This window comes from Aminobacter niigataensis, from assembly GCF_014200015.1.
Lineage (GTDB): Bacteria > Pseudomonadota > Alphaproteobacteria > Rhizobiales > Rhizobiaceae > Aminobacter > Aminobacter niigataensis.
Genome location: NZ_JACHOT010000001.1, coordinates 1355076 through 1376849 on the forward strand (window position 1 = coordinate 1355076; position 21774 = coordinate 1376849).

Consider the following 21774-nt stretch of genomic DNA (forward strand, 5'->3'; position numbering starts at 1 on the left):
GTGGCATTGCGTGGCAACCGGCAAAATAGCCGGAAATTGCGCCCGGCCTAAACCAAATCGGGCGTATGGTCAAACAAACGCCGGTGTTCCTTGACCGCGTAGGTGTCAGTCATGCCGGCCAGGAAATCGGCGACAGCGCGGGCCTTGATGCGGTCCTCGGCCCGGTCGAGCCCCTCACGCCAGCCCTCCGGCATGGCACGCGGATCGGCGTAGTAGGCGTCAAACAGCTCCTTGACGATCCGGTCGGCATTGGCCCGCACCCGCATCACCTCCGAATGCCGGTACATGTAGCGGTAGAGAAAGGCCTTGAGCTCCTTCTCGGACGCCGCCATCTCGTCGGAAAAGGTCACCATCGCCGCGCCGGCTGACCTGACCTCGTCGGCGCTTTGCGGTGCCACAAGCGTGATCTTTGCGGAAGCTGTCGAAATGACGTCCTCGACAAACATGGTGATCTGGCGGCGCATCAGTTCGTGGCCGGTGCGCACCGCATCGAGTGCAGGATAGCGCTCGCGCACACCGCGCAGGATCGAAGCCGGCAGGCCCACCTCGTCGAGCATGTCGAGCGTCAACAAGCCCGCACGCAGGCCATCGTCGATGTCATGGGTGTTGTAGGCGATGTCGTCGGCGATCGCCGCGCATTGCGCTTCGAGGCTGGCGAAGCGGTCGAGTTCGAGGTCGTGCAACTCGGAATAGTCGCGGATCGCTTGAGGCACCGGCCCTTTCAGGCCCTTGCCGGTGGCGTCGGTCAGCGGACCGTTGTGCTTGACCAGCCCCTCCAGCGTCTCCCAGGTCAGGTTGAGCCCGTCGAACTCGGCATAGCGGCTCTCGAGCCGCGTCACCACGCGCAGCGACTGGGCGTTGTGATCGAAGCCGCCCCAGGTCGCCATCTTCTCGTTCAGCGCGTCCTCGCCGGTGTGGCCGAATGGCGTATGCCCGAAATCATGGACCAGGGCGATCGCCTCGGCGAGATCCTCGTCGCAGCGCAGGGCACGAGCCAAAGCGCGGGCGATCTGCGCCACTTCGATCGTGTGGGTCAGCCGGGTGCGGTAATGATCGCCCTCATGGGCGACGAACACTTGTGTCTTGTGCTTGAGGCGGCGGAAGGCGGTCGAGTGGATGATACGGTCGCGGTCACGCTGGAACGGCGTGCGCGTCGGGCTCTCGACCTCGTCGAACAGGCGTCCGCGCGAACGCGCGGGATCGCAGGCATAGGCCGCGCGCGGCCGGTAGCCGAAGCCGATATCGCCAAGTTGCCGCTCGCCTGCCATACTCCCCACCTGTTGACTTGCCCCAGGTGGCTTCATACCTATCATAAGAAACCGAAAGCAAGGTGACGCCGATGGGCGCTGATGCCAAGACTGCCATGAAGGTCGACATGACCGAAGCCGCTGCGAAGCGGATTGCCAAGATCGTCGCCAGCGATCCGGGCAAGATCGCGCTGCGCATCTCGGTCGAAGGTGGCGGCTGCTCCGGCTTTTCCTACAAGTTCGATCTCGTCGACGGCCGCAACGACGACGACGTCGCCATCGAACGCGATGGCGCGACGCTGCTCGTCGACGACCTGTCGCTGGTCTATATGGGCGGCTCGGTGGTCGACTTTGTCGACGACCTGATGGGCCAGTCGTTCCAGATCAAGAATCCCAACGCGGTCGCCGGCTGCGGCTGCGGCACCAGCTTCTCCATCTAGCCATGCGCCGGGTCGGAGCGCTCCGCCAGGTTGCGCTCTCCGCCGGCCGCGACATCGACGACACGCTCGGCTTCTGGCTCGACGTTTTCGGCCTGCCCGTGCATGCCCGCTACGACCCGCCCGGCATCGCCTTCATCATCGCCGGCAACGTCAGGCTGTTCTTCACCGGTGGCGTGCCGCAGGCAACTGTCTATCTCGACATCGCCGACTTGGACTCCTTCTACGAAACCGCATCCGACAACGGCGTCGCCTTCACCACGGCGCCGACGCTGGTCCATCGCGATGCCGCGGGCGAATTTGGCCCGGCCGGCGAGTGCGAATGGATGGCTTTCCTGAAGGACCCAGCCGGCAATACGATTGGACTGGTGGAAAGGCGGACGTAAACAACCAAAAATTGACCGTTGCTTGCTAGTATCTTCGAGCTTCGCGGAAGCATTGATCGGAGACCTGGTAGATGGCCTTGTTCACATTTGGCAAACGCAAGCAACCGCCTTCGGGCAATCCGCCGATGCCAGTCATCTTGCCGGCCTCTGCTTTTGAACAGTCCAAATATCGCGACGACGACATCGTTCAAGCGGTCGTCAACTACGTCAACAGCCTTTTCGACCATGGCCTGTACCATCGCCACGAACTGCCCCACGTCGCTTTGCAGGCCTACCACGCAGATTTCTATCTGGCCCAGGTCAACAATGGCGGGCACAGCCAGTTCATTCACAACAGCGGCCGGAAAGCACCGCACATCTTCGCCGACGCGCTTTCGGGGCTGCTTGCGATGGGCGCGACCATACAGGCAGCACTGCTGCAGGAGATGATTGACTGGTTCGAGGCCAACCCGGCTGCTGCTAGCGCGCAGACCGGATTTTCCGGCGGCCGCGCACCCGCCTTGGACAAGCTCGACGACCGGCTTTACGCCGCCGAGAAAGCAGACCCGATCTCCCGGCGCGCTGCCGAGTGGGTTTCGCGATGGCCCGAATTGCGAAAGGTCGACGACGGATTCTATGAAGCCGAGATGCAAGCTCTCATCCTTGCCAACCCAAGGCGAGACAAACGCCTTTCTGCCGCCCGTATCGCGCGCTTCCACCACTCGGTGACGGATCCGCTGCACGCAGCCGTGGCGCTTGCTGCGGCAGCCGTCGGGACGCCGGAGGCGCTGACCGGGATTCGTGGCGGATACCTAACAGATATCCATGGCAGACAAGAGAAAGCCTGGGTCGTCGACACCGATGGCGGCATGCGCTTTGCCGTGGTGGACGACGCTGGAGCGCGGCTCTACGAATACGTGGAGGGACATGGCGACCCGCTCGGAAACTATCGGCCGCCCGCTGCCGGCGCGTTGCTGGGAACCGTGCAAGGCCCTGCTGTCGAGGCTGTGATCCGATATGCGACGAGGATGCCGGTAGCCGCCGCGGGTGACCTTCTGCTGCGGCGTGCCCGGCCTCTTGTCGACGATGCGGTCATGTCTGTGCAGGGCGCGACAGCCGACATTCCAAATCCGGTCTTCTGGATCGTCATCGCCGAGGAGAGTTTTGCTCTCGTCGAGTCGCCGCGGGGATTCGTCCTTGCCGGCAGCGCCAGTGGCGAAAGGTACGGCCCGCTGCCGCTGCGTGAAGCCGCAAGCCATGCCGAGGCGTTGCAGGAGCGCTGACCCGCTTGCCGCGGCCCGCGGCAAGACGGAAATGTCGGCGGGTCTGAGCTTGCACGATCAGACCCGCCGCGATTGCCCTTGTGTTACGCCTCCGAAGCCATCGCCGCCTCGCGGATTTCGGCTTCATTTTCCTTGGTGCCGTTGAAGAAGGCGTTGAGCACCACCGCCGAAACCGAGGCGAGCAGGATGCCCGACTCGATCAGCGGGTGGATGCCATGCGGCATCCACATCTTGAAGTCGGGCGCCACCAGCGGGATCATGCCGAAGCCGACAGAGACGGCCACCACGAACAGGTTGTTGCGGTTGGTCTTGAAGTCGACATTGGCAAGGATGCGGATACCCGTCGCCGCCACCATGCCGAACATCACCAGCCCAGCCCCGCCGAGCACGAAGGTCGGCAGCGCCTCGACCAGGGCGCCCATCTTCGGCACCAGGCCGAGGATGATCAGGATCACGCCGCCGGCCACGCAGACGAAGCGGCTCTTGACGCCGGTAACGCCGACAAGACCGACATTCTGCGAGAAGCTCGTATACGGGAACGTGTTGAACAGGCCGCCGATGATGGTGCCGAGACCGTCGGTACGCAGGCCGGCCGAGAGCATCGGCTGGGTCACCTTCTTGCCGGTCATGTCGCCAAGCGCGAGGAACATGCCGGTCGATTCGATCATCACCACGATCATCACCAGCACCATGGTGATGATCAGGATCGGCTCGAAGATCGGCATGCCGAAGCGCAGCGGCGTGACCAACTCGAACCAGCCGGCGGACGCCACCTTGTCGAAACTCATCATGCCGAGCGCCGCCGTGATGACGCCGCCGATGACGATGCCGAGCAGCACGGCGATGTTGGCCATGAAGCCCTTGCCGAACCTGGCGATCGCCAGGATCGACAAAAGGACAACTGCCGAGATGCCGACATTGGTCAGCGGCGCATAGGCCGGGTTAGACACCGACGCTGCAAGCCCGAGCTTTTCGGGCAGCGGCGGAATGGTCGAGCCGGTGGCGGCGGCCATCTCGGTCACCGTCTTCAGCCATTCGGCATGTTCGGGCGACACCAGCTTTGGTGCGGTCGGGCCGAACGGATTGCCGAAGATCCAGTTGATGCCGATGCGCATCAGCGATGCGCCGATCACCACGATGATCGTGCCGGTCACGACAGGCGGAAAGAAGCGCAGCATGCGGCTGACAAGCGGTGCAATGAGAAGTGCGACAATACCGGCGCCAATGATCGCGCCGAAAATCATGCGGGCACCATCGGGCCCCTGGTTGGCGTTGGCCATGGCAACCATCGGGCCGACGGCGGCAAAGGTGACGCCCATCATGACCGGCAGCTTGATGCCGAACCACTGGGTCGCGCCGAAGGACTGGATAATGGTGACGACGCCGCAGACGAACAGATCGGCCGAGATCAGGAAGGCGACCTGCTCCGGGTCGAGCTTGAGTGCACGCCCGATGATGAGCGGGACTGCGATTGCACCGGCATACATGACCAGCACATGCTGGATGCCAAGCGCGGTTAGACGAGGCGCCGGTAGCACCTCGTCCACAGGATGCGGACTGTTGGACATGGCATTTGTTCCCCTTTTGCCAGCCGGTCCGAAGAATGCCGAAGAGGACCGGTTCCCTTCTCCCGAGGGATGGTGCAGGATCGTCTGTATCGAGCCATTCGGCTATCAAGATTTATTTGAAATAATCGCGTGAAATTCATGAAGATCGTGACCTGGAATATCAACGGCGTCAGAGCCCGCATCGACAACCTGCTGCATTGGCTCAAGGAAAGCGCACCCGACATCGTCTGCCTCCAGGAAATAAAGACTGTCGACGAGGGATTTCCCCGCTTCGAGATCGAGGCACTCGGCTATAACGTCGAAACACATGGCCAGAAGGGCTTCAATGGCGTCGCTATACTTTCGAAGCTGCCGTTCGACGAAGTCAATCGCGGCCTGCCGGGAGATGATTCCGACGAGCAGGCGCGCTTCATCGAGGGTGTGTTCTCGACCGACAAGGGCGCCTTGCGCGTGGTTTCGCTCTATCTGCCCAACGGCAATCCCGTCGGCACCGAAAAATTCCCCTACAAGCTGTCATGGATGGCAAGGCTGGAGCGCTGGGCGGCCGAGCGGCTGGCGCTCGAAGAGGCGCTGGTGCTTGCCGGCGACTACAACGTCATTCCCGAGGCGATCGACGCCCGCAACATCGAGCTGTGGCTGGGCGACGCGCTGTATCAGCCCGAGACGCGGCAGGCCTTCCGGCGGCTCGAAAACCTCGGCTTCACCGAGGCGGTGCGCTCGGTCACCGACCAGCCCGACGTCTATACCTTCTGGGATTACCAGGCCGGCGCCTGGCAGAAGAACAACGGCATCCGCATCGACCACCTGCTGTTGTCGCCGGAGGCAGCCAACCGCTTCACTTCCGCGTCGATCGAAAAGCATGTGCGTGCGTGGGAAAAGCCGTCGGACCACGTGCCGGTGGCGATCGACCTCAATCTCGTAGCCGCCTGAGGCAAGCCCGCCAGAGACGGCAGGTGTTCGGCAGCGGGAGCATCGTCAGTTCAATGCTGGGAGACGAAACGTGGGAGGCCTGGCTTTCCACGTGCTCGGCGCGCCTGGCAGCTAGGCCTACTGGTTGCCCTTGGTCAGGATGTCTTCGGCCAGCGAAATCGCGGTGCGGCGGTCGGATTCGTCGGCGAGCGCGAAAGCCTCTTCCTGCATGCCCCTGATCCAGGGCTGGTCGGCAGGCTGGGCGCGCTCGAGGGCTGCGGTCATCATGGCGAGGCCGCGGACCACCTTGCCGCTTTCGAAGAGCAGATTGCCGAGCGTCGCCTGAGCACCCGCATGGCCCTTCTCAGCGGCAAGCTGCAGCCAGCGGCCGGCCTGCCTGACGCTGGCCTTCACGCCGCCGTCGCCCTTGAGGAACATCTTGCCCATTTCGAACTGGGCATTGGGATTGCGGTAGTTGGCCGCGGCGCGCATGTAGTATTCCTGCGCTGCGACCGGATTGGCCGACACCGGGCTGCCGGGGATGCCATGCTTCATGTAGCCGCCGAGCGCCACCAGCGCGTCGGAGACATAGCTCTCCTCGGGCGAGCCAGGCTCGACGTCCTGCTCGGCGATCTCACTGAAGAACTTAAAGGCTTCGTAGTCGTTCTGGGCCACGCCATCGCCTTCGGCATACATGCGGGCAAGCTTCCAGGTGGCGCCGATCTGGCCGTTTTCGGCAGCGTAGCGATAGGCCTCGACAGCCTGGTCCTTGTGGCCGCTCTTGTAGGCGGAGAAACCGAACTGGAACACCGCCCACGGGCTCGACTCCGGCTTCACGCCGGTCTTGTCGTCGAAGACCTTGTCGTCGAACGCCTGCGCCTCGCCGGCGGCGCCCAACAGGGAAGCCGCGACAAGCGCAGAATAGGCTGATGCTCTTACCAACTCAGATATGCGCATAGCAGTGCGTTTCTTCCGCCCACCTGGGTGGGTGACCGTGCCATTGCTGCCCGACGGGGCGGTTTCGGCACAATTCGAGATCGTTCCCGACCGCTGAGCAGTCGGGCACGGCTTCCATTCTTTCGCCCTCTCCGCGAGTTCGACACCGGACTGCGTCATGCCGATCCGTTCGGCCGGGCGCGCCATGTCCTGAACATCGATAACGTGAAGATGCGCGCTGTTTTCGACTAAAGTACGGCCAAATCCCTGCAAGCAACCGCGATCGCGCACATGCTGTGCAGGCTTGGTCCGGGCGCCGACGACATCAAGACTACTTCCACGCACGGCGCGAAATCTCGCGGGCAAAGAACAGGCAGGCGCATGCGCCGACGCTGCCGTCGTCTGACGGCTGGGCAGCTTGGCCTTGAAGATCGCCTTGGCGTTCATTCCTGTTCCTGCCGCAGAATTGCGGCCCCTTGCACATGTCGTCCGATGTCCCGTCACGGGCATCCCGGGTTCTGGTCCGAAGACCTATCCGGGGTGCGCCGGGTTTATGGCGGGAAATGGGCAATTGCCCCGCTTGGTTTCTTAGCCGAAAGCTTGATGCAAAAGTGTTGCCGAATCGTCACAACTGTTGCCGACTTGCCGCGCCATGGTTTCCGAAACGCAAACGGACAAAGGACAACAAAAAAAAGCCGGGCACGAGGCCCGGCTTTTGGAGGTTTAGGAGGTGGTTGTTACCACTTAACGCTGTAGCCGCCGGAAAAGGCGAAGGCCCAATCGTTACCGACAGCGCGGTTTGCAGGTCCATACTGAGTTTCTTCGCCCGCCGTGAGGTAACTCACGCCCGCGCCCGCGCGCAGTTCACCGCCAAACTTGTCTTTGAGCGAGATGCCAGTGCCGACGGTGTAGGTATCGGTGTGAAGATCCCAGCCAGTGCTGACGCCGCGATCCCAGGTAGCAAAGACGGTACCGGCTATAGAGTCACTAAACGAGTGACCAATACCACCGGTGACGGTCCACCCGTCCTGCCAGTTATAGGTATCAACTCTGGTTGCCGCACCGGGGGGAGCAAGCTTGTTCAAAACAAGGACCAACCGCTCGTTGACCGACCAGTCGGTCCATTTGATGCTGCCGTAGGCCAGCCAACCCGGCGCTATGCCACTCTGAACCTTAAGCTCAACACTCTGGGGTAGTTCGGCGAAGCCCTGCGCAACCGGGCTTCCATTTGTGGTGCCTTCAGCCGCGACATTCGTGCTAGAGCGATACATCAATTGGGCACGAAGCGCGATTTCAGGAATCTCATACGCAATTCCTGCACGCCAACCAAAATCCTGATCCTGCAAATCGACCGTTACGAACCCGTTCTGACCTACGAGATTGTAGTCGACGCTTTCAATGAAAGCACCGCCCAGCACCGAAATGCGTCCCTTGCCAAGCTCATACTGGAACGCACAGGTCGCCCCGTACTCCATGACGGTGAAGTCTTCCTCGCGCTTGAACAGCGTTCCATTGCCTCCGAGGCCATACGTAACACCGCCACCATAGGGCATACTCACTGTGCCTGCGCATGAAAGCTCGTCGAATATCTTGAACTTCACCGCCGCCGAAGGAACAACGTATGTGTCGGAGTAATCATAACCCGTCCCATCCGGGGAGGTATTCACTGTAAACTTACGCTCCGGGCTAACCACCGTCATGCTCGTGCGCAGGTTGAAATTGCCCTGCTCATACAGAATATCAGTATCGGCCGTACCACGCGAAAAACCGCCCGCCTGAGCTGCGCCTGCCGCTACGATCGTCAGCGCCGTTGCCCCCAGCAGCGCTTTTGTGAGACGCGAAATGTTCATTTGTGTCCTCTCCCGAATGCTCGCGATGAGAATTGACCGATTTCATTCTGATCACGCAACATTGATTTTTTGCAAACGCGGCAGCGCTACGGCCAAGCTCGGCCATCGCCGCTGACCTTCCGCTTACGCAAACGTCAATTTTGGTGATTTCGCTCTTCCACCGGAAAGATTTCCAGGAAAATCCGGAGAGCCCGATCCGGAAATCGGCGTTTTTGCGGGTATATCAGCGCCTTGTTACATTATGGCAACAATCAGGCGCAAAACGGTTACATCGACCACAATTTACGCTGCGGCACGCCTGTTCCGGCAGCCAAAGACGCCCCTGCCGCAGCGTCATTCCGCGGCAGGATTTCAGCCTCGAATCGTCAGCCAGCGTCGCGAACCCGCGACAGCGCGGTGTCGAGCTTTTCCTGCGTCTGGCGATAGTCCTCGAGCTTTTCGCGCTCGGCTGCGACAATCTCCTCGGGCGCGGAAGCGACGAATTTTTCGTTCGACAGCTTCTTGTGCAGCCGGGCGATCTCCTCGGTGGTCTTGGCCAATTCCTTCTGCAGGCGCGCGGCTTCAGCCGTCAGGTCGATCAGGCTGCCGAGCGGCAGGCAGGCGGTGGCCTCGCCGGCGACGATCTGGGCCGCGCCCTTGGGCGCTGCCGCCTCATGGGTGATCTCGCCGACACGGGCCAGGCGCGCGATCGCCGACTGGTGACGCTTCAGGCGCTCAAGCGTCTCGTCATTGGCGCCGACAAAGACCAGCGGCGCGATCGCCGCCGGCGGCACGTTCATCTCCGAGCGCACCGAGCGGATGCCGCTGACCAGGTCGACCAGCCAGTTGATCTCGGCCGCAGAGGCTCCGTCCTCGAAGTCGGGCGAGGGCCAGGCAGCATGGCACAGCAGCGACGGCCGCTCCTTGCCCTCGCCCGCCGTGTGCGCCCACAGCTCCTCGGTCATGAACGGCATCATCGGATGCAGCATCTTATAGATCTCGTCCAGCACGAACGCCGCGACTGCCTGACTTTCGGCCTTGGCCGCCTCGTCCTCGCCCATGAAGATCGGCTTCAGCAGCTCCAGATACCAGTCGCAGAAGGTGTTCCAGACAAAGCGATAGGCCGCGCCCGCCGCCTCGTTGAAGCGATAGCTGGTGATCGACGCCGTCACCTCGCGCGTGGCGCGGGTGAGCTCGGTCAGGATCCAGCGGTTGACGGTGAGCTTGGCATCGTTGAGCCAGAACTCGTCGTTGCGCGCCACGCCGTTCATCTCGGCAAAACGCGTGGCGTTCCAGAGCTTGGTGCCGAAGTTGCGGTAGCCGGCAATGCGGGCCGGGTCGAGCTTCACGTCGCGGCCCTGGGCAGCCATGATCGCAAGCGTGAAACGCAAGGCATCGGCGCCGTATTCGTCGACCAGCTCGATCGGATCGATGACGTTGCCCTTCGACTTCGACATCTTCTGGCCGCTCTTGTCGCGAACCAGCGCATGGACATAGACCGTGTGGAACGGCTCCTCGTCCATGAAATGCAGGCCCATCATCATCATCCGGGCGACCCAGAAGAAGATGATGTCGAAGCCGGTCACCAGCACGTCGGTCTGGTAGTAGGTGTCGAGTTCGGGCGTCTTGTCGGGCCAGCCGAGCGTCGAGAACGGCCACAGCGCCGACGAGAACCATGTGTCGAGCACGTCCTCGTCGCGGGTCAGGATCTTGCCGGGCTCGAAATTCTCAAGCTGCTCCTCAACCCAGGCCTTCCACGGCCCGTCAAGGGCGAGATAGTGCTGGACCGCCGCATCGAGCGCCTCTTCTTCGGTGCGCTCGACGAAGACGTGGCCGTCCGGGCCATACCAGGCCGGGATCTGGTGTCCCCACCACAGCTGGCGCGACACGCACCAGGGCTGGATGTTCTCCATCCAGTCAAAATAGGTCTTTTCCCAGTTCTTGGGCACGAAGTTGGTACGGCCCTCGCGCACGCTGCGTATGGCGGGCTTCGCCATCTCGGCAGCGTTGACCCACCACTGGTCGGTCAGATACGGCTCGATCGGCACGCCGCCACGGTCGCCATGTGGCACCATGTGCTTGTGCGGCTCGATCTTGTCGAGGAACCCGCCCTCCTCCATGATCTGGACCACCAGCTTGCGCGCAGCGAAGCGGTCGAGGCCGTGCAACTGCGCCCAGACACCATCGCGCATGTCGTTGCGCTCGAGGCCTTCGAGGAACTCGTCATTGTCGACGATGTTGATGCTGGCCTCGACGGTCAGGATGTTGATCGCCGGCAGATTGTTCCGCTTGCCGACCTCGAAGTCGTTGAAGTCGTGCGCAGGCGTGATCTTGACCGCGCCCGAACCCTTTTCCGGATCGGAGTATTCGTCGGCGACAACGGGAATCTTGCGGCCGACGATCGGCAGCACGACATTCCTGCCGACGAGATGCGCATAACGCTTGTCGTCGGGATGAACGGCGACAGCCGTATCGCCCAGCATCGTCTCGGGCCTTGTGGTCGCAACCGTGATGTAGGTGCTCGGGTTCTCCGGATCGTAGACCTCGCCCTCGACCGGATAGCGGAAGTGCCAGAGGTTGCCGTTGACCTCATGCTGCTCGACCTCGAGGTCGGAGATCGCCGTCAGCAGCTTGGGGTCCCAGTTCACAAGGCGCTTGTCCTTGTAGATCAGGCCCTGCTTGTGCAGCGTGACGAACACCTCGATGACGGCCTTGGACAGGCCCTCGTCCATGGTGAAGCGCTCGCGCGACCAATCGCAGGAGGCACCCAGCCGCTTCAGCTGGTTGAAGATCATGCCGCCGGATTCGTCCTTCCACTCCCAGACCTTGTCGACGAACTGCTCGCGCGTCAGGTCGCGGCGATGGATCTGCTTTTCCATCAGTTTGCGCTCGACCACCATCTGGGTGGCGATGCCGGCATGGTCCATGCCCGGCTGCCACAGCACGTTCTTGCCGCGCATGCGCTCGAAGCGCACGAGGATGTCCTGCAGGGTATTGTTGAGCGCGTGGCCCATGTGCAGCGAGCCGGTGACGTTGGGCGGCGGGATGACGATGGTGAACGGCTCCGCGCCCTCGGCAGCACCCGCGCCGGCCTTGAAGGCATCGGCGTCTTCCCAGGCCTTGGCAATCTTGGGTTCGACTGATTTGGCGTCGTAGGTCTTCTCAAGCATCGGAATTGGTTCCGTTTGGTCCGGATTTTGCTGGTCCGGTGTAAATCGGATGGGTGGGGGCAAGTCAACAGCATGGCCTGCCGCAACCAGAAACGAAAACGCCGCCCGAAGGCGGCGCTTTCATGTCGGCAAGGCCGAAAACACTACACGCCGCGGGCCACGCGCTCGATCTCTTCGCGTACCAGCCGTTCGACCAGCGTCGGCAAGTTGTTGTCGAGCCAATCCTGCAGCATCGGCCGCATCATTTCGGCAGCAATATCGTCGAACGACTTGCGGCTGCGCGCCGCATAGGCGTCGTTGAGCTCGCCGAAGGCGGCCGAAACCTGGCGGCCAGCCTGCTCGGAGATAATCGCGGGCTTCACAGCGAAGGGCTCTTCGGCAGTTGCCGGCTCGATCGGGGAAGCTGCAGGTTCGATCGGGGCCGCAGCAGCTTCGCCCCTCGCTGCTGAGACAGGAGCTTCGACCTCGGGCTCGCGCGCAGGGCCTGCCAGACGCTCCATCTGCTCTACCGCCAGGGTGGACTTTGGCGCCCAGCTCGCCGTCGGCGTGCGCGGCAATGCAGCGGCCTCTGCCATGACTGCTTCAGCCGGCTTCGGATCTGCCGTCGGCCACGTCACGGCGCGAGGCTCGGCTACCTTGGCTTCGGGTGCTGTCGGAGCCTGCACGGCTTCAACGGGCTTGACCTCGACCGGCGCCGGCTTGGCAGCCTGGAGTTCAGCCCTGAATGCCTCGACCTCGATGATATTGCGGTCACCGCGATCGTCTTCCGGCTCCGGGCGCATCTGCTCGAAGTCGACGGCCGGGCGTCGTCCGGTGTCGTTGTCCTCGATGATCCTGCGAATGGAAGCGAGTATCTCTTCCATCGAGGGTTCGCGCTGAGCGCTGCTAGCCTGGGCCATCGTCACATCCGCCGCCTTTGTGACAGGTTACAAAACCCGCCCGTCGAAACGAGCTTCGAATCAGTGCTTTAGCGTAGCCGACTGATTCCTCTTCGAGAATCCCCAATCGGACAGCCCCGGCGATTTCAACAGATTACCTCACAAGGGGGGTCGCAAACGACAACGGGCGCCCGCTCCAAAAGAGCAGGCGCCCGCCTCAAATCCCGCACGCGGGGTGCTGAAGGTCAGCGACCGTCCGGCGTCCGCAGCCCGATCCACTTATCCTTGACGGCATTGAAGTGTTCTTCCGGCCGGTACTTCGTGACGTTCAGCCCAAGTCGTTCGACCGACAGATTGCCGGCAGCAGACAGGATGGCATAGCTCGCAACCACGACATCGCGCTCGGCGGTCGCCAGGTTGATCTGGGCGTCGATGACGTCCTGCTGGGCATTCAGCACGTCGAGCGTCGTGCGCTGGCCGACATTGCGCTCCTCGACAACGCCGCTAAGTGCAAGCTGAGCAGCCGAAATCACTTCGCGATTGGCTGCCACGGCCTCGCGGGCCGCGGTGTACTGCGTCCAGGCGGAGGTCACCGCGGCGCGCACCTGATCACGGCTGACATCGACTTCGATGCGGGCCTGGCCAAGCGATTCCTTGGACTGGCGCACGGTCGCCGAGGCCCGGCCACCCTGGTAGATCGGCACGGTCAGCGTCGCGCCGATATTGGCCGACGTCGACCAGCCATCCTGCGTGCCAGGAGTCGCTCCGGCAGTATCCCGATTGATCTGGGAAACGCCTGCCGAAGCCGACAGCTGCGGCAGCAGCGCGCCTTCCGCGGATTTGACGGCAAAGCCGGCCGCGTCGACCAGGTGCCCGGTAGCAAGGATCGCCGGATGCTGATCGGCTGCGATGGAGGCAGCGCCCTCAAGGCTCCTGGGCAGGAGCTTGGCAAGCGGCGATGCCGCCTTCAGGTTCTTCGGTTCGTCGCCGACGATCTGGCGATAGATGGCTGCGCTCGACAGCGCCTGGGCCCGGGCAGCGCTGAGCTGGGCGAGTGCCGCCGAGCGGGATGCGTCAGCCTGGGCGACGTCGGTGCGGGTGCCCTCGCCCACGTCGAAGCGCGAACGCGCGGCCCGTACCTGCTCGCCCAGGAACTGCAGGTTGCGCTCGGTCAGCGCCGCCACCTGGCGGTCGCGGATCACATCCATGTAGGCGCTTGCCGCGTTGAACAGAATGTTCTGCTCGGTGTTGCGCAGGCTCTCATTGGAGGCCCGAACACGTGCCTCTGCGGCAGCCACATTGTTCTTGGTCTGGAAGCCGTCGAACAGCGACTGGCGAATCTCGACGCCGAACGAACCGGTCGTCAGATGGCTCGTCGATGAATTCCTACGGGTCGTAGAATAGTCGATGCTGGCGGAGCCATTGATCGTCGGACGCCAGCCTGACTTGGCGATCGCGACGTTTTCGTCGGTGACGCGCACACCGGCGCGGGCCGAATTGAGCTGGGAGTTGTTCTGATAGGCCTTTGCCAAAGCTCCGAGGATCGTTTCCGCGGAGGCCGACAACGGCGACAGCGCCGTGGCAGAGACCAGAGCTACAGCAAACACACTTTTACGGAAAAACGACACGCGCGTCCCTCATTCATTCTGCGGCGAGCTGCCCGAAAGCAGCCTGAAGTGCCCCTCGCCGAAACCGGCCTAATGCGCTGATTCCAGACTGAAACAGTCCAGAATCAAATCACCCTCGTCCGGTCTTAGAACATCACGACGCGTTGCGCACAGCAAGAAAAAGGCGCTCAGAACTCAAATTCGCGTGTGCGATTGAAGCCAGGTAGTGGCTTAACTGCCGCATTGAACGCCCTGCGGGCCGTCACATTGCCGTCTGCCTTGAGGTAAACGCTGGCCACGCCGGCGTTGCCGCGCCCTTCGACGGCGACCAGGCGGCCGCCTTCCTTGAGCTGGGCAAGCAGCGCATCGGGCACCTGCTCGACGCTGCCGCCGACGAAAATAACGTCATAGGGAGCCTGCGAGGCATAACCTGCGGCAAGCGGCCCGGAGACCACCACCACGTTGTCGCAGCCAAGCGAGGAAAGGGTCGAGGTCGCGGTTGCCGCGAGCGTCGGATCGCTTTCGAGCGCGATCACCGAGATGGCGAGCTTCGACAGCACGGCTGCGGAATAGCCGGTGCCGCTGCCGACATCGAGCACGAAGTCACGCGGACCGATCTCGGCCAGTTGCGCGAGCTTGGCGAAGGGCGACGGCTCCATCAGGTAGCGCGGCTGGTCGCTGTCGGCGGTCACACCGTAGCGCAGATCCTCGTCGATATAGGCAAGCTCGCGCTGGGCGCTGTCGACGAATGCCTCGCGCGGCACCGAAAGCATGGCGGAAAGGATGGCAGCGTCAGTCACGTCGGTGGTGCGGACCTGGCCGTCCACCATCTTCACGCGACGTTCGGAAAAATCAGCGTTCATTTTCAAACAGGCCCGCCTTCGGCGCATGAAGCGCAAATGTGACTGTGCCCGAACTCGGTCCTCGGCGGCGGTTGCCGAGAAAGCTGGAGGCCTCGCCCGGAATCGAACCGGGATGCAAGGATTTGCAGTCCTCTGCGTAACCACTCCGCCACGAGGCCTCGCCGCTTCGGGCGTCTACACGGCTCCAATAGGTTGCCAGGAATCCGGCGTCAAGCGGGGAAGCTTCTTTCCCCATCGGTTTTGGACACGGCACGCTCAAGCAATGCCGTTGGCAAGTCCGATCGCGCATCCCGCTTCGGCCTGCCTCATCGATCAGCCGGACGCCGGCGCCGCTCCCACCAGACGATCAGTCGACGACGCACGCGCCGCACGACGTGGAACTCGTGCGAAAGAATCAGCAGGCCGAGCGGAATCATCCAGAAGCCGAGCACCGGCAGGAACCCAAGCAGCCCGAGGAAGCAAAGCGCCACGCCGAGTCCGATGCGGACGCCACGCGATTGCGGCATGGCAAACTCGCGCCCCAGCACCGAAATCTTCCGTCTGGGCGGCTGCTGAGGTTTGTAGCTGGTCATAAGTCCTGCATTTGTGGCGATCCGTATGCGCCCGAATGCCGCGCCAAGCCGGCAAAAATGCGGGCGAAGCCGTCATATGAGGCCGCGCGGCGGCGATTACCAGAAAGGCTGCTGGGAAAAACTCGCAAAAAGTTCGATTAGCGCTTTGCAAATCGCGAAACCGTTTGCTATACGCCGCCTCGTTCACATGAGCCCTGTTCCCCGGTAGCTCAGTGGTAGAGCAACCGGCTGTTAACCGGTTGGTCGCTGGTTCGAATCCGGCCCGGGGAGCCACTTTTTCCGCAAAGTGCAATTGTTGGCATCAGGGCACAAACGTGCCTGGCATGGCCACGACGTTTATGGCTCGGCCGGCCGGAGACGGCAATTAAGCTGCCCGCCGCAGGCGCGGATGCCAAGCTCCACATGCAATGCAGCGACGCTTGTGAAGATCTTCCGGTTCCAGCACCCCTGCCCCGCAGTAGTCCAGAAGATTTGCCGATTGGGCCAATCGTTGACCTTGAGTTGAACAGCCGCCGCCGCGGCATTCTGTTTCCGACACATATATTAGCCTGCGAAAATACAACAGACCATAAGACTGGCGATTCACAGCACATATTTTCCTAAATTCCAGTGACTGGAAGAATATTCTTGCCGTCACTCCCAACCCGACGTCATCATTCCGGTTGCCGTTGCGTCAGGCTCTGCAGATTGCAGCTCGTGGCCAGCGGCGAGTTGTCGATCAATGGGAGATTTTCATGAAGCGGATGCGGATTTCACGAATAGCCCTGGCTGCCTTCCTGGCAGCGTCCACCTCGACATATGCATTGGCAAACGAACAGAAGCCGATGAGCGCCGAGCAGGTCGCGGACCTCAAGAAACGTGCGATCGAGGGCATCGAGTCGCGCGCCAAGCTCGCCCAGGAGATGACGGATTCGATCTTCAGCTTCGGCGAACTGGCATTCCAGGAAGTCGAAACCTCGAAATACATCACCGACATCCTCGAAGAAGGCGGCTTCACGGTCGAACGCGGCGTCGCCGGCCTGCCCACCGGCTGGGTCGCCAAATGGGGATCGGGCGAACCGGTGATCGCCCTTGGCAGCGACATCGACGGCCTGCCCAAGACCTCGCAGAAGCCGGGCGTCGCCTATCACGACCCGATGATCGCAGGCGCGCCGGGGCATGGCGAAGGCCACAATTCCGGGCAGGCGGTGAATGTCGTCGCAGCGCTCGCGCTCAAGGACATCATGGAGAAGGACAAGATCCCGGGCACCATCATGCTGTGGCCTGGCGTTGCCGAGGAGTTGCTGGCCGGCAAGGCCTACATGGTGCGCGACGGCGTCTTCAAGGAAGTCGACGCGGTGCTGTTCACCCATGTCGGCAACAATCTGCAGACCACATGGGGCCAGCCCAACGGCACCGGCATGGTTTCGGTCGAATACACCTTCAGCGGCGAATCGGCCCATTCGGCCGGGGCGCCGTGGCGCGGCCGCAGCGCGCTTGACGGCGTCGAACTGATGAACATCGCCTGGAACATGAAGCGCGAGCACCTGCGTCCCGAACAGCGGTCGCACTACGTCATCCCGGATGGCGGCGACCAGCCCAACGTCGTGCCTTCCGCGGCAACGGTCTGGTACTTCATCCGCGAGCAGGACTTCGACAACATTTCCAAGAATTTCGAAACCGCCAACACCATCGCCGAAGCCGCGGCGAAAATGTCGAACACCACCGTGTCGCGGCAGATCGTCGGCACGGCGGCACCGCGCCACTTCAACAAGCCGATGGCCGAGGCTGCCTACGCCAACATCCAGCAGGTCGGCCTGCCGAGCTGGAACGACGACGAGCAGGCCTTCGCCAAGGCCGTGCAGAAGACGGTGAAAGCCAAAGAGGAAGGGCTGGCCGTCAAGCTCAAGGAACTGCAGCCGCCGCTGGAGAAACCCGAGAGCGGCGGGTCGGACGACATCGGCGACATCTCCTGGGTGGTGCCGACGATCACCGTGAACTACCCGTCGAACATCCCCGGTTTGCCTGGCCACCATTGGTCGAACGCCATGGCGATGGCGACGCCGATCGCCCACAAGGGCGTGGTCGCCGGCTCGAAAGTCGTCGCCATGACGTCGATCGACCTCCTGACCAATCCGGAACTGTTGGCCAAGGCGACCGACTATTTCCAGAACGAACAGCAGAAAGGTCAGAAATATGTCCCGATGCTGAGCGCCGACGACAAGCCGCAGATCCAGAAGAACGTGGAGATCATGGCGACCTTCCGGCCGGAAATGCAGAAATTCTACTACGACCCGTCGAAGTATCCGACCTATCTCGAACAGCTGGGGATCAAGTTCCCGGTCCTCGAGAAGAAGTAGGCTGGCACTGCGCCACCAGCCTGGTGGCGCAATCGAACGGCTGCAGCGGCGAGGCCCCGCTGCAGCCGAACTTTTTTCCAGAGCCAACTGCCCGGCCCCGCGTCGCAAAATTCGCGCTCGACGCGAAACTTTTCACAACCCGATTCACGTATCCATCACGTTGCGTGCAACATGGGGCTGTTACAAGCGGTCGCTAATATTCACCAACCACCGGCCAGGAGAGGCGACCATGCGTTTTTCGGATGTACGTGAGACCCTTCGCTCCATCGGAGTGGTCATGAGCAAGCGAGGCGAGACCATCCGCCTCAACCATTTCGGCGGGCTCGAAGACACGGCGAAATACACCACCGACCTCCAGGACGCGCTGGCGCTGGGCAGGCAGATTGCCGGCCCGCGACGTGCCAGCGCCAGCAGGTAACATAAGTAGCTGATCACCTGCGGCGACCGGTCGTGACCGTTCGCCGAGTCGCCGCCAGTTGCAGCTCTGCGGACCTGACCACATCGGCGCGTGCCCTGTCGGCAGCCCCGCTTTTTGACGAACCCGCGCCGAAATCCCTCCCCAACGGCGCGGCATTCCGGTCGGACCACCGGTTTTCCGCCCCTCTCCCGATACTTGTGAACCGCCACGCAACCAAGCGGTCGGCATGTCCGCACCTGTGTGCGCCACATGACGATTCAGCCAGGACGACCTGAGATTTTCGGCTGCTTTGACGTTTCGCTCACGCAGCAATCACCCCACCCCACTATCGTCTTCCAAAACAGGCTGGAATCGCCTCCGGCAAACATTGGTGAGGGACGCTGGAATGCTTCAGGTTTTGTCCGGTTGCGAAGGCACACAAATAGGCGCGCTGGCTGGGTTGTCGTTGTATGATTCCAACCTAAGGTATCCACGCCCAAGGCGAGTCGAGTTGTGCTACCCTCGTCGCGGGCAGGAACGACCTGCTGCAAAGGTCCGCGCGATGACTGGTGAAGACGCCAGTACCCTGGGTCATATCTATCTGTTCGGGACGCTGGCCGTCACCGACGCAGATGGCGTGTCGTGCACGCCGAAAGCCCAGAAATCCCGCGCCTTGGTCGCCATGCTGGCGCTGGCCCCGCGCGGCGCCCGGTCACGCATCTGGCTTCGCGACAAGCTGTGGAGCGACCGCGGCGAAGAACAGGCGGCGGCAAGCCTGAGGCAGGCGCTTGTCGACGTGCGCAAGTCGCTCGGCCCGATGGCCGAACGCATCATCATTTCCGACAACCATACGATCTCGCTCGACCTCAACCGTGTTTCGGTCGATGCGCTGCAGCTTCTCGACCCGGCCCGCCAGTCCTCGCCCGACGACGTGCAACTCGAATCCTGGCCGGAACTGCTCGAAGGGCTCGACATAGGCGACCCCGAATTCGAGGAATGGCTGATGCTCGAGCGCCAGGTCTGGCATGGCCGGCTCGAAACCGCGCTCGGCCAGCGCGACCTCAGCCCGAAAGACCGTCGAGCCAACGGCTTCATCCCGGCAGAGAACAAGCGGTCCGGCCCGGATTCGCCCGATGGCGGGGAGCGCAGAACGACGCCGCAACGCGGCAGCCTCACCGGCTGGTCTGTCGCCCTGCTGCCGCCCTCGATATCAGGCGACGCATTCAATGCGGCATCGCTGCCGGACATGTTCACGGCATCACTGGTCCGTTCGTTGCTGGAAGATGGCGAACTGGCCGTCTGCGACCTTTCGAGGCCAGACCTTTCAGCGGCCACGCAAGCCGGGGCCGAATTCGACGCCGTGGCCCTGGCCATCCAGGTCGGCTACCGGTTTTCGGCCCACCAGGCCCATATCAGCGTCAGCGTCCATCGCACCGCGGACCGCAGCCTGCTGTGGATGGGCGGCGCCACGCTGGAACGCCGCGCCATCGAGACGGGCGACACCTCGGCCTCGCACCAGCTCATCAACGAGGCGATGGACGAACTGCGCCGTTACTTCATCGCGCGCTCCGAACAATCCGACGACGCGGCGGAAGGCGAGAGCCTCTTTGCTGCCGTCAACGCCATGTTCCGCCTGTCGCGCAACGACCTTGTGATGTCGGAGGCCTCGCTTCGGCGCATCATCGCCCAGCGGCCATCCTCGCAGGCCTATGCCTGGCTCGCCTTCTTGATGACCTTCCAGGTCGGCCAGCGCTTTTCCGATTCGGCCAATGTGACCGAGCAGGCGCAGCAATACGCACGCAAGGCGCTGGAACTCGACCCCGGCAACTCGGTCACCCTGGCGCTGGTCGGCCACGTCCATTCGTTCCTGTTCGGCGAATACGACTACGCATCGGGTCTGTTCGAACGGGCAATCCGGGCCAACCCGACCCAGGTTCTGGGCTGGGACCTCTACTCGATGCTGCATGCCTATGCCGGACAGCCGGAAAAGGGCTTGGGCCTCGCCAACTGGGCGCGCCACCTCGGCGCCCACAGCCCCTACCGCTACTATTTCGACACCTCGCGGCTGATCAACGCCACACTCGCCGGCAATCACCGCGTCGCCATCGAGGCCGGCGAACAGGCGCTGCGCGAACGGCCGGATTTCAATTCGCTGCTGCGCTATCTCGTGGCGAGCCACGCACAGCTGGGCGACATCCGCGCCGCGCGCTCGCTTCTCGACCGCCTCAATACGGTGGAACCCAATTTCTCGATCAGTTCGCTGATCGATGCGCGCTACCCGATCATGCGAACCGAAGGCGGCGCCAATCTGATTTCGGGCCTCATCAAGGCCGGCGTCAAGAAATAAGCCTGACCGGCGCACTGAGCGCCGCAACATTCGATCAAATCAATGGGGTTTAAAGTGGCTGGCAACGACAGTTTTGCGCCGCATGAAGGCGGCTTATCGCACTTCCTGGATCAGTACCGCTTCAAGATCGCCGGCGACGACGTGCTGCCTTGTGCGGCTTCCGACCGGCCGCAGGTTGCGCTGGAGACGAAATCGCTCGCAGCCGGCCCGCAGATGGTGATGGCCGCAAGGGTGGCCAGCGCGGTGATGAGTGCTGGCGTGCAGAACAAGGCTTCGCTCAACAAGAACAAGAATAAGAACAAAAACAAAAATAAGAACAAGAACAAGGGCAGCGCTCTGCAATCCGGATCCGGAGGCGGTTCACAGAGCAACCTCATCCCCGCCTTCGAGCTTCGGCGCCTCCACACCTCGCCCTCGCCGCATGCATTCACCGCGGCGCGCAAATTCACCTGGGAGCAGCTCGACATCCCGCTGCCGCCAGGGCCCGACGTCACGCGGCTGGAAACCGCGGTCATGCTGTCGCTCCAAGCGCGCGACCGCGAACGGACACGGCGCAAGGAAGACATCGAGCGCGAAGCCAGCCTCGACGTCTCGGATTTCACCAAGCCACTGGGCATCGACGGCATCAGCGGCTTCGATCAGACCGAGGGCCTGTTCCAGGCGATTCTCACGGCCTGCGAATATGTCGGGCTGATCTACAAGGCCAAGTTCAACCGCACGCGGCCGAACCAGATCGAGCCAAGGCTGCGGCTGATGCTGCCCAACCCGGCGCACCAGGCCTATCCCAGCAACCACTCGTTCCAGTGCCATACGATCGCTTTCGCCTTCAACTCGATCCTGCCCGAGCACCCGGCGACGGAGGAGCTGTCACGCATCGCTCGCAAGGTCGCCGAGAACCGCGAATGGGCGGGCCTTCACTATCCCAGCGACACCAATGGCGGACGCGCTTTGGCACAGCGTTTCCAGCCCTATCTTAGGGATGCCTTCATGGCGAACTATCTCGCCGCCCAGCGCGAATGGCTTTGAG

The 21774-nt window shown here is 62.5% G+C and carries 17 protein-coding genes and 2 tRNA genes; 9 read left to right on the forward strand and 10 right to left on the reverse strand.

Going from position 1 to position 21774, the window contains the following annotated elements; all coding sequences use genetic code 11:
- Positions 1 to 47 precede the first annotated feature (47 nt).
- On the reverse strand, positions 48 to 1268 hold the full coding sequence (locus GGQ99_RS06915; protein ID WP_108608320.1) for a deoxyguanosinetriphosphate triphosphohydrolase: 1221 nt from the start codon (positions 1266 to 1268) through the stop codon (positions 48 to 50).
- A gap of 71 nt (positions 1269 to 1339) precedes the next feature.
- Between GGQ99_RS06915 and erpA the strand changes: the two genes are divergently transcribed.
- From erpA to GGQ99_RS06930, 3 genes are all read left to right on the forward strand, one after another.
- Positions 1340 to 1687, forward strand: a complete 348-nt coding sequence (gene erpA, locus GGQ99_RS06920; protein ID WP_108608321.1) for an iron-sulfur cluster insertion protein ErpA — start codon at positions 1340 to 1342, stop codon at positions 1685 to 1687.
- A 2-nt stretch (positions 1688 to 1689) separates the two neighbouring features.
- Entirely contained in the window at positions 1690 to 2070 is a 381-nt protein-coding gene (locus GGQ99_RS06925; RefSeq protein ID WP_108608322.1) for a VOC family protein, read from the forward strand.
- Between the two features lie 71 nt (positions 2071 to 2141).
- Positions 2142 to 3332 (forward strand): DMP19 family protein, encoded by a 1191-nt coding sequence (locus GGQ99_RS06930; protein WP_183261602.1) that lies wholly within the window; start codon positions 2142 to 2144, stop codon positions 3330 to 3332.
- 83 nt (positions 3333 to 3415) lie between these two features.
- Here the strand turns inward: GGQ99_RS06930 and GGQ99_RS06935 are convergent, their stop codons facing one another.
- Positions 3416 to 4900 (reverse strand): nucleobase:cation symporter-2 family protein, encoded by a 1485-nt coding sequence (locus tag GGQ99_RS06935; protein WP_108608324.1) that lies wholly within the window; start codon positions 4898 to 4900, stop codon positions 3416 to 3418.
- A gap of 138 nt (positions 4901 to 5038) precedes the next feature.
- Between GGQ99_RS06935 and xth the strand changes: the two genes are divergently transcribed.
- Entirely contained in the window at positions 5039 to 5830 is a 792-nt protein-coding gene (gene xth / locus GGQ99_RS06940) for an exodeoxyribonuclease III (RefSeq protein ID WP_108608325.1), read from the forward strand.
- Positions 5831 to 5947: 117 nt separating this feature from the next.
- Here xth and GGQ99_RS06945 read toward each other — a convergent pair whose 3' ends face one another.
- The 8 genes from GGQ99_RS06945 to GGQ99_RS06980 form a co-directional block, all read right to left on the reverse strand.
- Positions 5948 to 6766: a tetratricopeptide repeat protein gene (locus tag GGQ99_RS06945; protein ID WP_108609923.1), complete on the reverse strand. Its 819-nt coding sequence runs from the start codon at positions 6764 to 6766 to the stop codon at positions 5948 to 5950.
- A gap of 716 nt (positions 6767 to 7482) precedes the next feature.
- Positions 7483 to 8595, reverse strand: a complete 1113-nt coding sequence (locus GGQ99_RS06950) for an outer membrane protein transport protein (protein ID WP_183261604.1) — start codon at positions 8593 to 8595, stop codon at positions 7483 to 7485.
- Between the two features lie 365 nt (positions 8596 to 8960).
- Complete coding sequence (locus GGQ99_RS06955; protein ID WP_183261606.1) at positions 8961 to 11744, reverse strand: valine--tRNA ligase; 2784 nt, start codon at positions 11742 to 11744, stop codon at positions 8961 to 8963.
- A 143-nt stretch (positions 11745 to 11887) separates the two neighbouring features.
- Positions 11888 to 12643 carry a PopZ family protein gene (locus tag GGQ99_RS06960; protein WP_183261608.1) on the reverse strand — a complete coding sequence of 252 codons (756 nt, stop codon included), beginning with the start codon at positions 12641 to 12643 and terminating at the stop codon, positions 11888 to 11890.
- 224 nt (positions 12644 to 12867) lie between these two features.
- The gene (locus GGQ99_RS06965) at positions 12868 to 14250 is read right to left on the reverse strand and encodes a TolC family outer membrane protein (RefSeq protein WP_183261609.1); all 1383 of its coding nucleotides are present in this window, start codon (positions 14248 to 14250) and stop codon (positions 12868 to 12870) included.
- Positions 14251 to 14417: 167 nt separating this feature from the next.
- Positions 14418 to 15092, reverse strand: a complete 675-nt coding sequence (locus GGQ99_RS06970; protein WP_183261611.1) for a protein-L-isoaspartate O-methyltransferase family protein — start codon at positions 15090 to 15092, stop codon at positions 14418 to 14420.
- Between the two features lie 84 nt (positions 15093 to 15176).
- Positions 15177 to 15250, reverse strand: a tRNA-Cys gene (locus tag GGQ99_RS06975).
- A 147-nt stretch (positions 15251 to 15397) separates the two neighbouring features.
- Positions 15398 to 15664 (reverse strand): hypothetical protein, encoded by a 267-nt coding sequence (locus GGQ99_RS06980; protein ID WP_183261613.1) that lies wholly within the window; start codon positions 15662 to 15664, stop codon positions 15398 to 15400.
- Between the two features lie 198 nt (positions 15665 to 15862).
- On the opposite strand from GGQ99_RS06980, the gene GGQ99_RS06985 reads away from it, so the two are divergent.
- The 5 genes from GGQ99_RS06985 (at position 15863) to GGQ99_RS07005 (ending at position 21773) form a co-directional block, all read left to right on the forward strand.
- Positions 15863 to 15937, forward strand: a tRNA-Asn gene (locus GGQ99_RS06985).
- 461 nt (positions 15938 to 16398) lie between these two features.
- On the forward strand, positions 16399 to 18003 hold the full coding sequence (locus GGQ99_RS06990) for an amidohydrolase (RefSeq protein ID WP_246389434.1): 1605 nt from the start codon (positions 16399 to 16401) through the stop codon (positions 18001 to 18003).
- A 277-nt stretch (positions 18004 to 18280) separates the two neighbouring features.
- Positions 18281 to 18421: a hypothetical protein gene (locus GGQ99_RS06995; RefSeq protein ID WP_246389436.1), complete on the forward strand. Its 141-nt coding sequence runs from the start codon at positions 18281 to 18283 to the stop codon at positions 18419 to 18421.
- A 541-nt stretch (positions 18422 to 18962) separates the two neighbouring features.
- Positions 18963 to 20747 carry an AfsR/SARP family transcriptional regulator gene (locus GGQ99_RS07000; protein ID WP_210307744.1) on the forward strand — a complete coding sequence of 595 codons (1785 nt, stop codon included), beginning with the start codon at positions 18963 to 18965 and terminating at the stop codon, positions 20745 to 20747.
- A gap of 54 nt (positions 20748 to 20801) precedes the next feature.
- Positions 20802 to 21773 (forward strand): phosphatase PAP2 family protein, encoded by a 972-nt coding sequence (locus GGQ99_RS07005; RefSeq protein ID WP_425486778.1) that lies wholly within the window; start codon positions 20802 to 20804, stop codon positions 21771 to 21773.
- Position 21774 lies beyond the last annotated feature (1 nt).

What these genes read in the sequence shown, in the direction of transcription:
- GGQ99_RS06915 (WP_108608320.1), bottom strand. Translation starts at nt 1,268, where the DNA reads ATGGCAGGCGAGCGGCAACTTGGCGATATCGGCTTCGGCTACCGGCCG.
- erpA (WP_108608321.1), top strand. Translation starts at nt 1,340, where the DNA reads ATGGGCGCTGATGCCAAGACTGCCATGAAGGTCGACATGACCGAAGCC.
- GGQ99_RS06925 (WP_108608322.1), top strand. Translation starts at nt 1,690, where the DNA reads ATGCGCCGGGTCGGAGCGCTCCGCCAGGTTGCGCTCTCCGCCGGCCGC.
- GGQ99_RS06930 (WP_183261602.1), top strand. Translation starts at nt 2,142, where the DNA reads ATGGCCTTGTTCACATTTGGCAAACGCAAGCAACCGCCTTCGGGCAAT.
- GGQ99_RS06935 (WP_108608324.1), bottom strand. Translation starts at nt 4,900, where the DNA reads ATGTCCAACAGTCCGCATCCTGTGGACGAGGTGCTACCGGCGCCTCGT.
- xth (WP_108608325.1), top strand. Translation starts at nt 5,039, where the DNA reads ATGAAGATCGTGACCTGGAATATCAACGGCGTCAGAGCCCGCATCGAC.
- GGQ99_RS06945 (WP_108609923.1), bottom strand. Translation starts at nt 6,766, where the DNA reads ATGCGCATATCTGAGTTGGTAAGAGCATCAGCCTATTCTGCGCTTGTC.
- GGQ99_RS06950 (WP_183261604.1), bottom strand. Translation starts at nt 8,595, where the DNA reads ATGAACATTTCGCGTCTCACAAAAGCGCTGCTGGGGGCAACGGCGCTG.
- GGQ99_RS06955 (WP_183261606.1), bottom strand. Translation starts at nt 11,744, where the DNA reads ATGCTTGAGAAGACCTACGACGCCAAATCAGTCGAACCCAAGATTGCC.
- GGQ99_RS06960 (WP_183261608.1), bottom strand. Translation starts at nt 12,643, where the DNA reads ATGGCCCAGGCTAGCAGCGCTCAGCGCGAACCCTCGATGGAAGAGATA.
- GGQ99_RS06970 (WP_183261611.1), bottom strand. Translation starts at nt 15,092, where the DNA reads ATGAACGCTGATTTTTCCGAACGTCGCGTGAAGATGGTGGACGGCCAG.
- GGQ99_RS06980 (WP_183261613.1), bottom strand. Translation starts at nt 15,664, where the DNA reads ATGACCAGCTACAAACCTCAGCAGCCGCCCAGACGGAAGATTTCGGTG.
- GGQ99_RS06990 (WP_246389434.1), top strand. Translation starts at nt 16,399, where the DNA reads ATGAAGCGGATGCGGATTTCACGAATAGCCCTGGCTGCCTTCCTGGCA.
- GGQ99_RS06995 (WP_246389436.1), top strand. Translation starts at nt 18,281, where the DNA reads ATGAGCAAGCGAGGCGAGACCATCCGCCTCAACCATTTCGGCGGGCTC.
- GGQ99_RS07000 (WP_210307744.1), top strand. Translation starts at nt 18,963, where the DNA reads ATGACTGGTGAAGACGCCAGTACCCTGGGTCATATCTATCTGTTCGGG.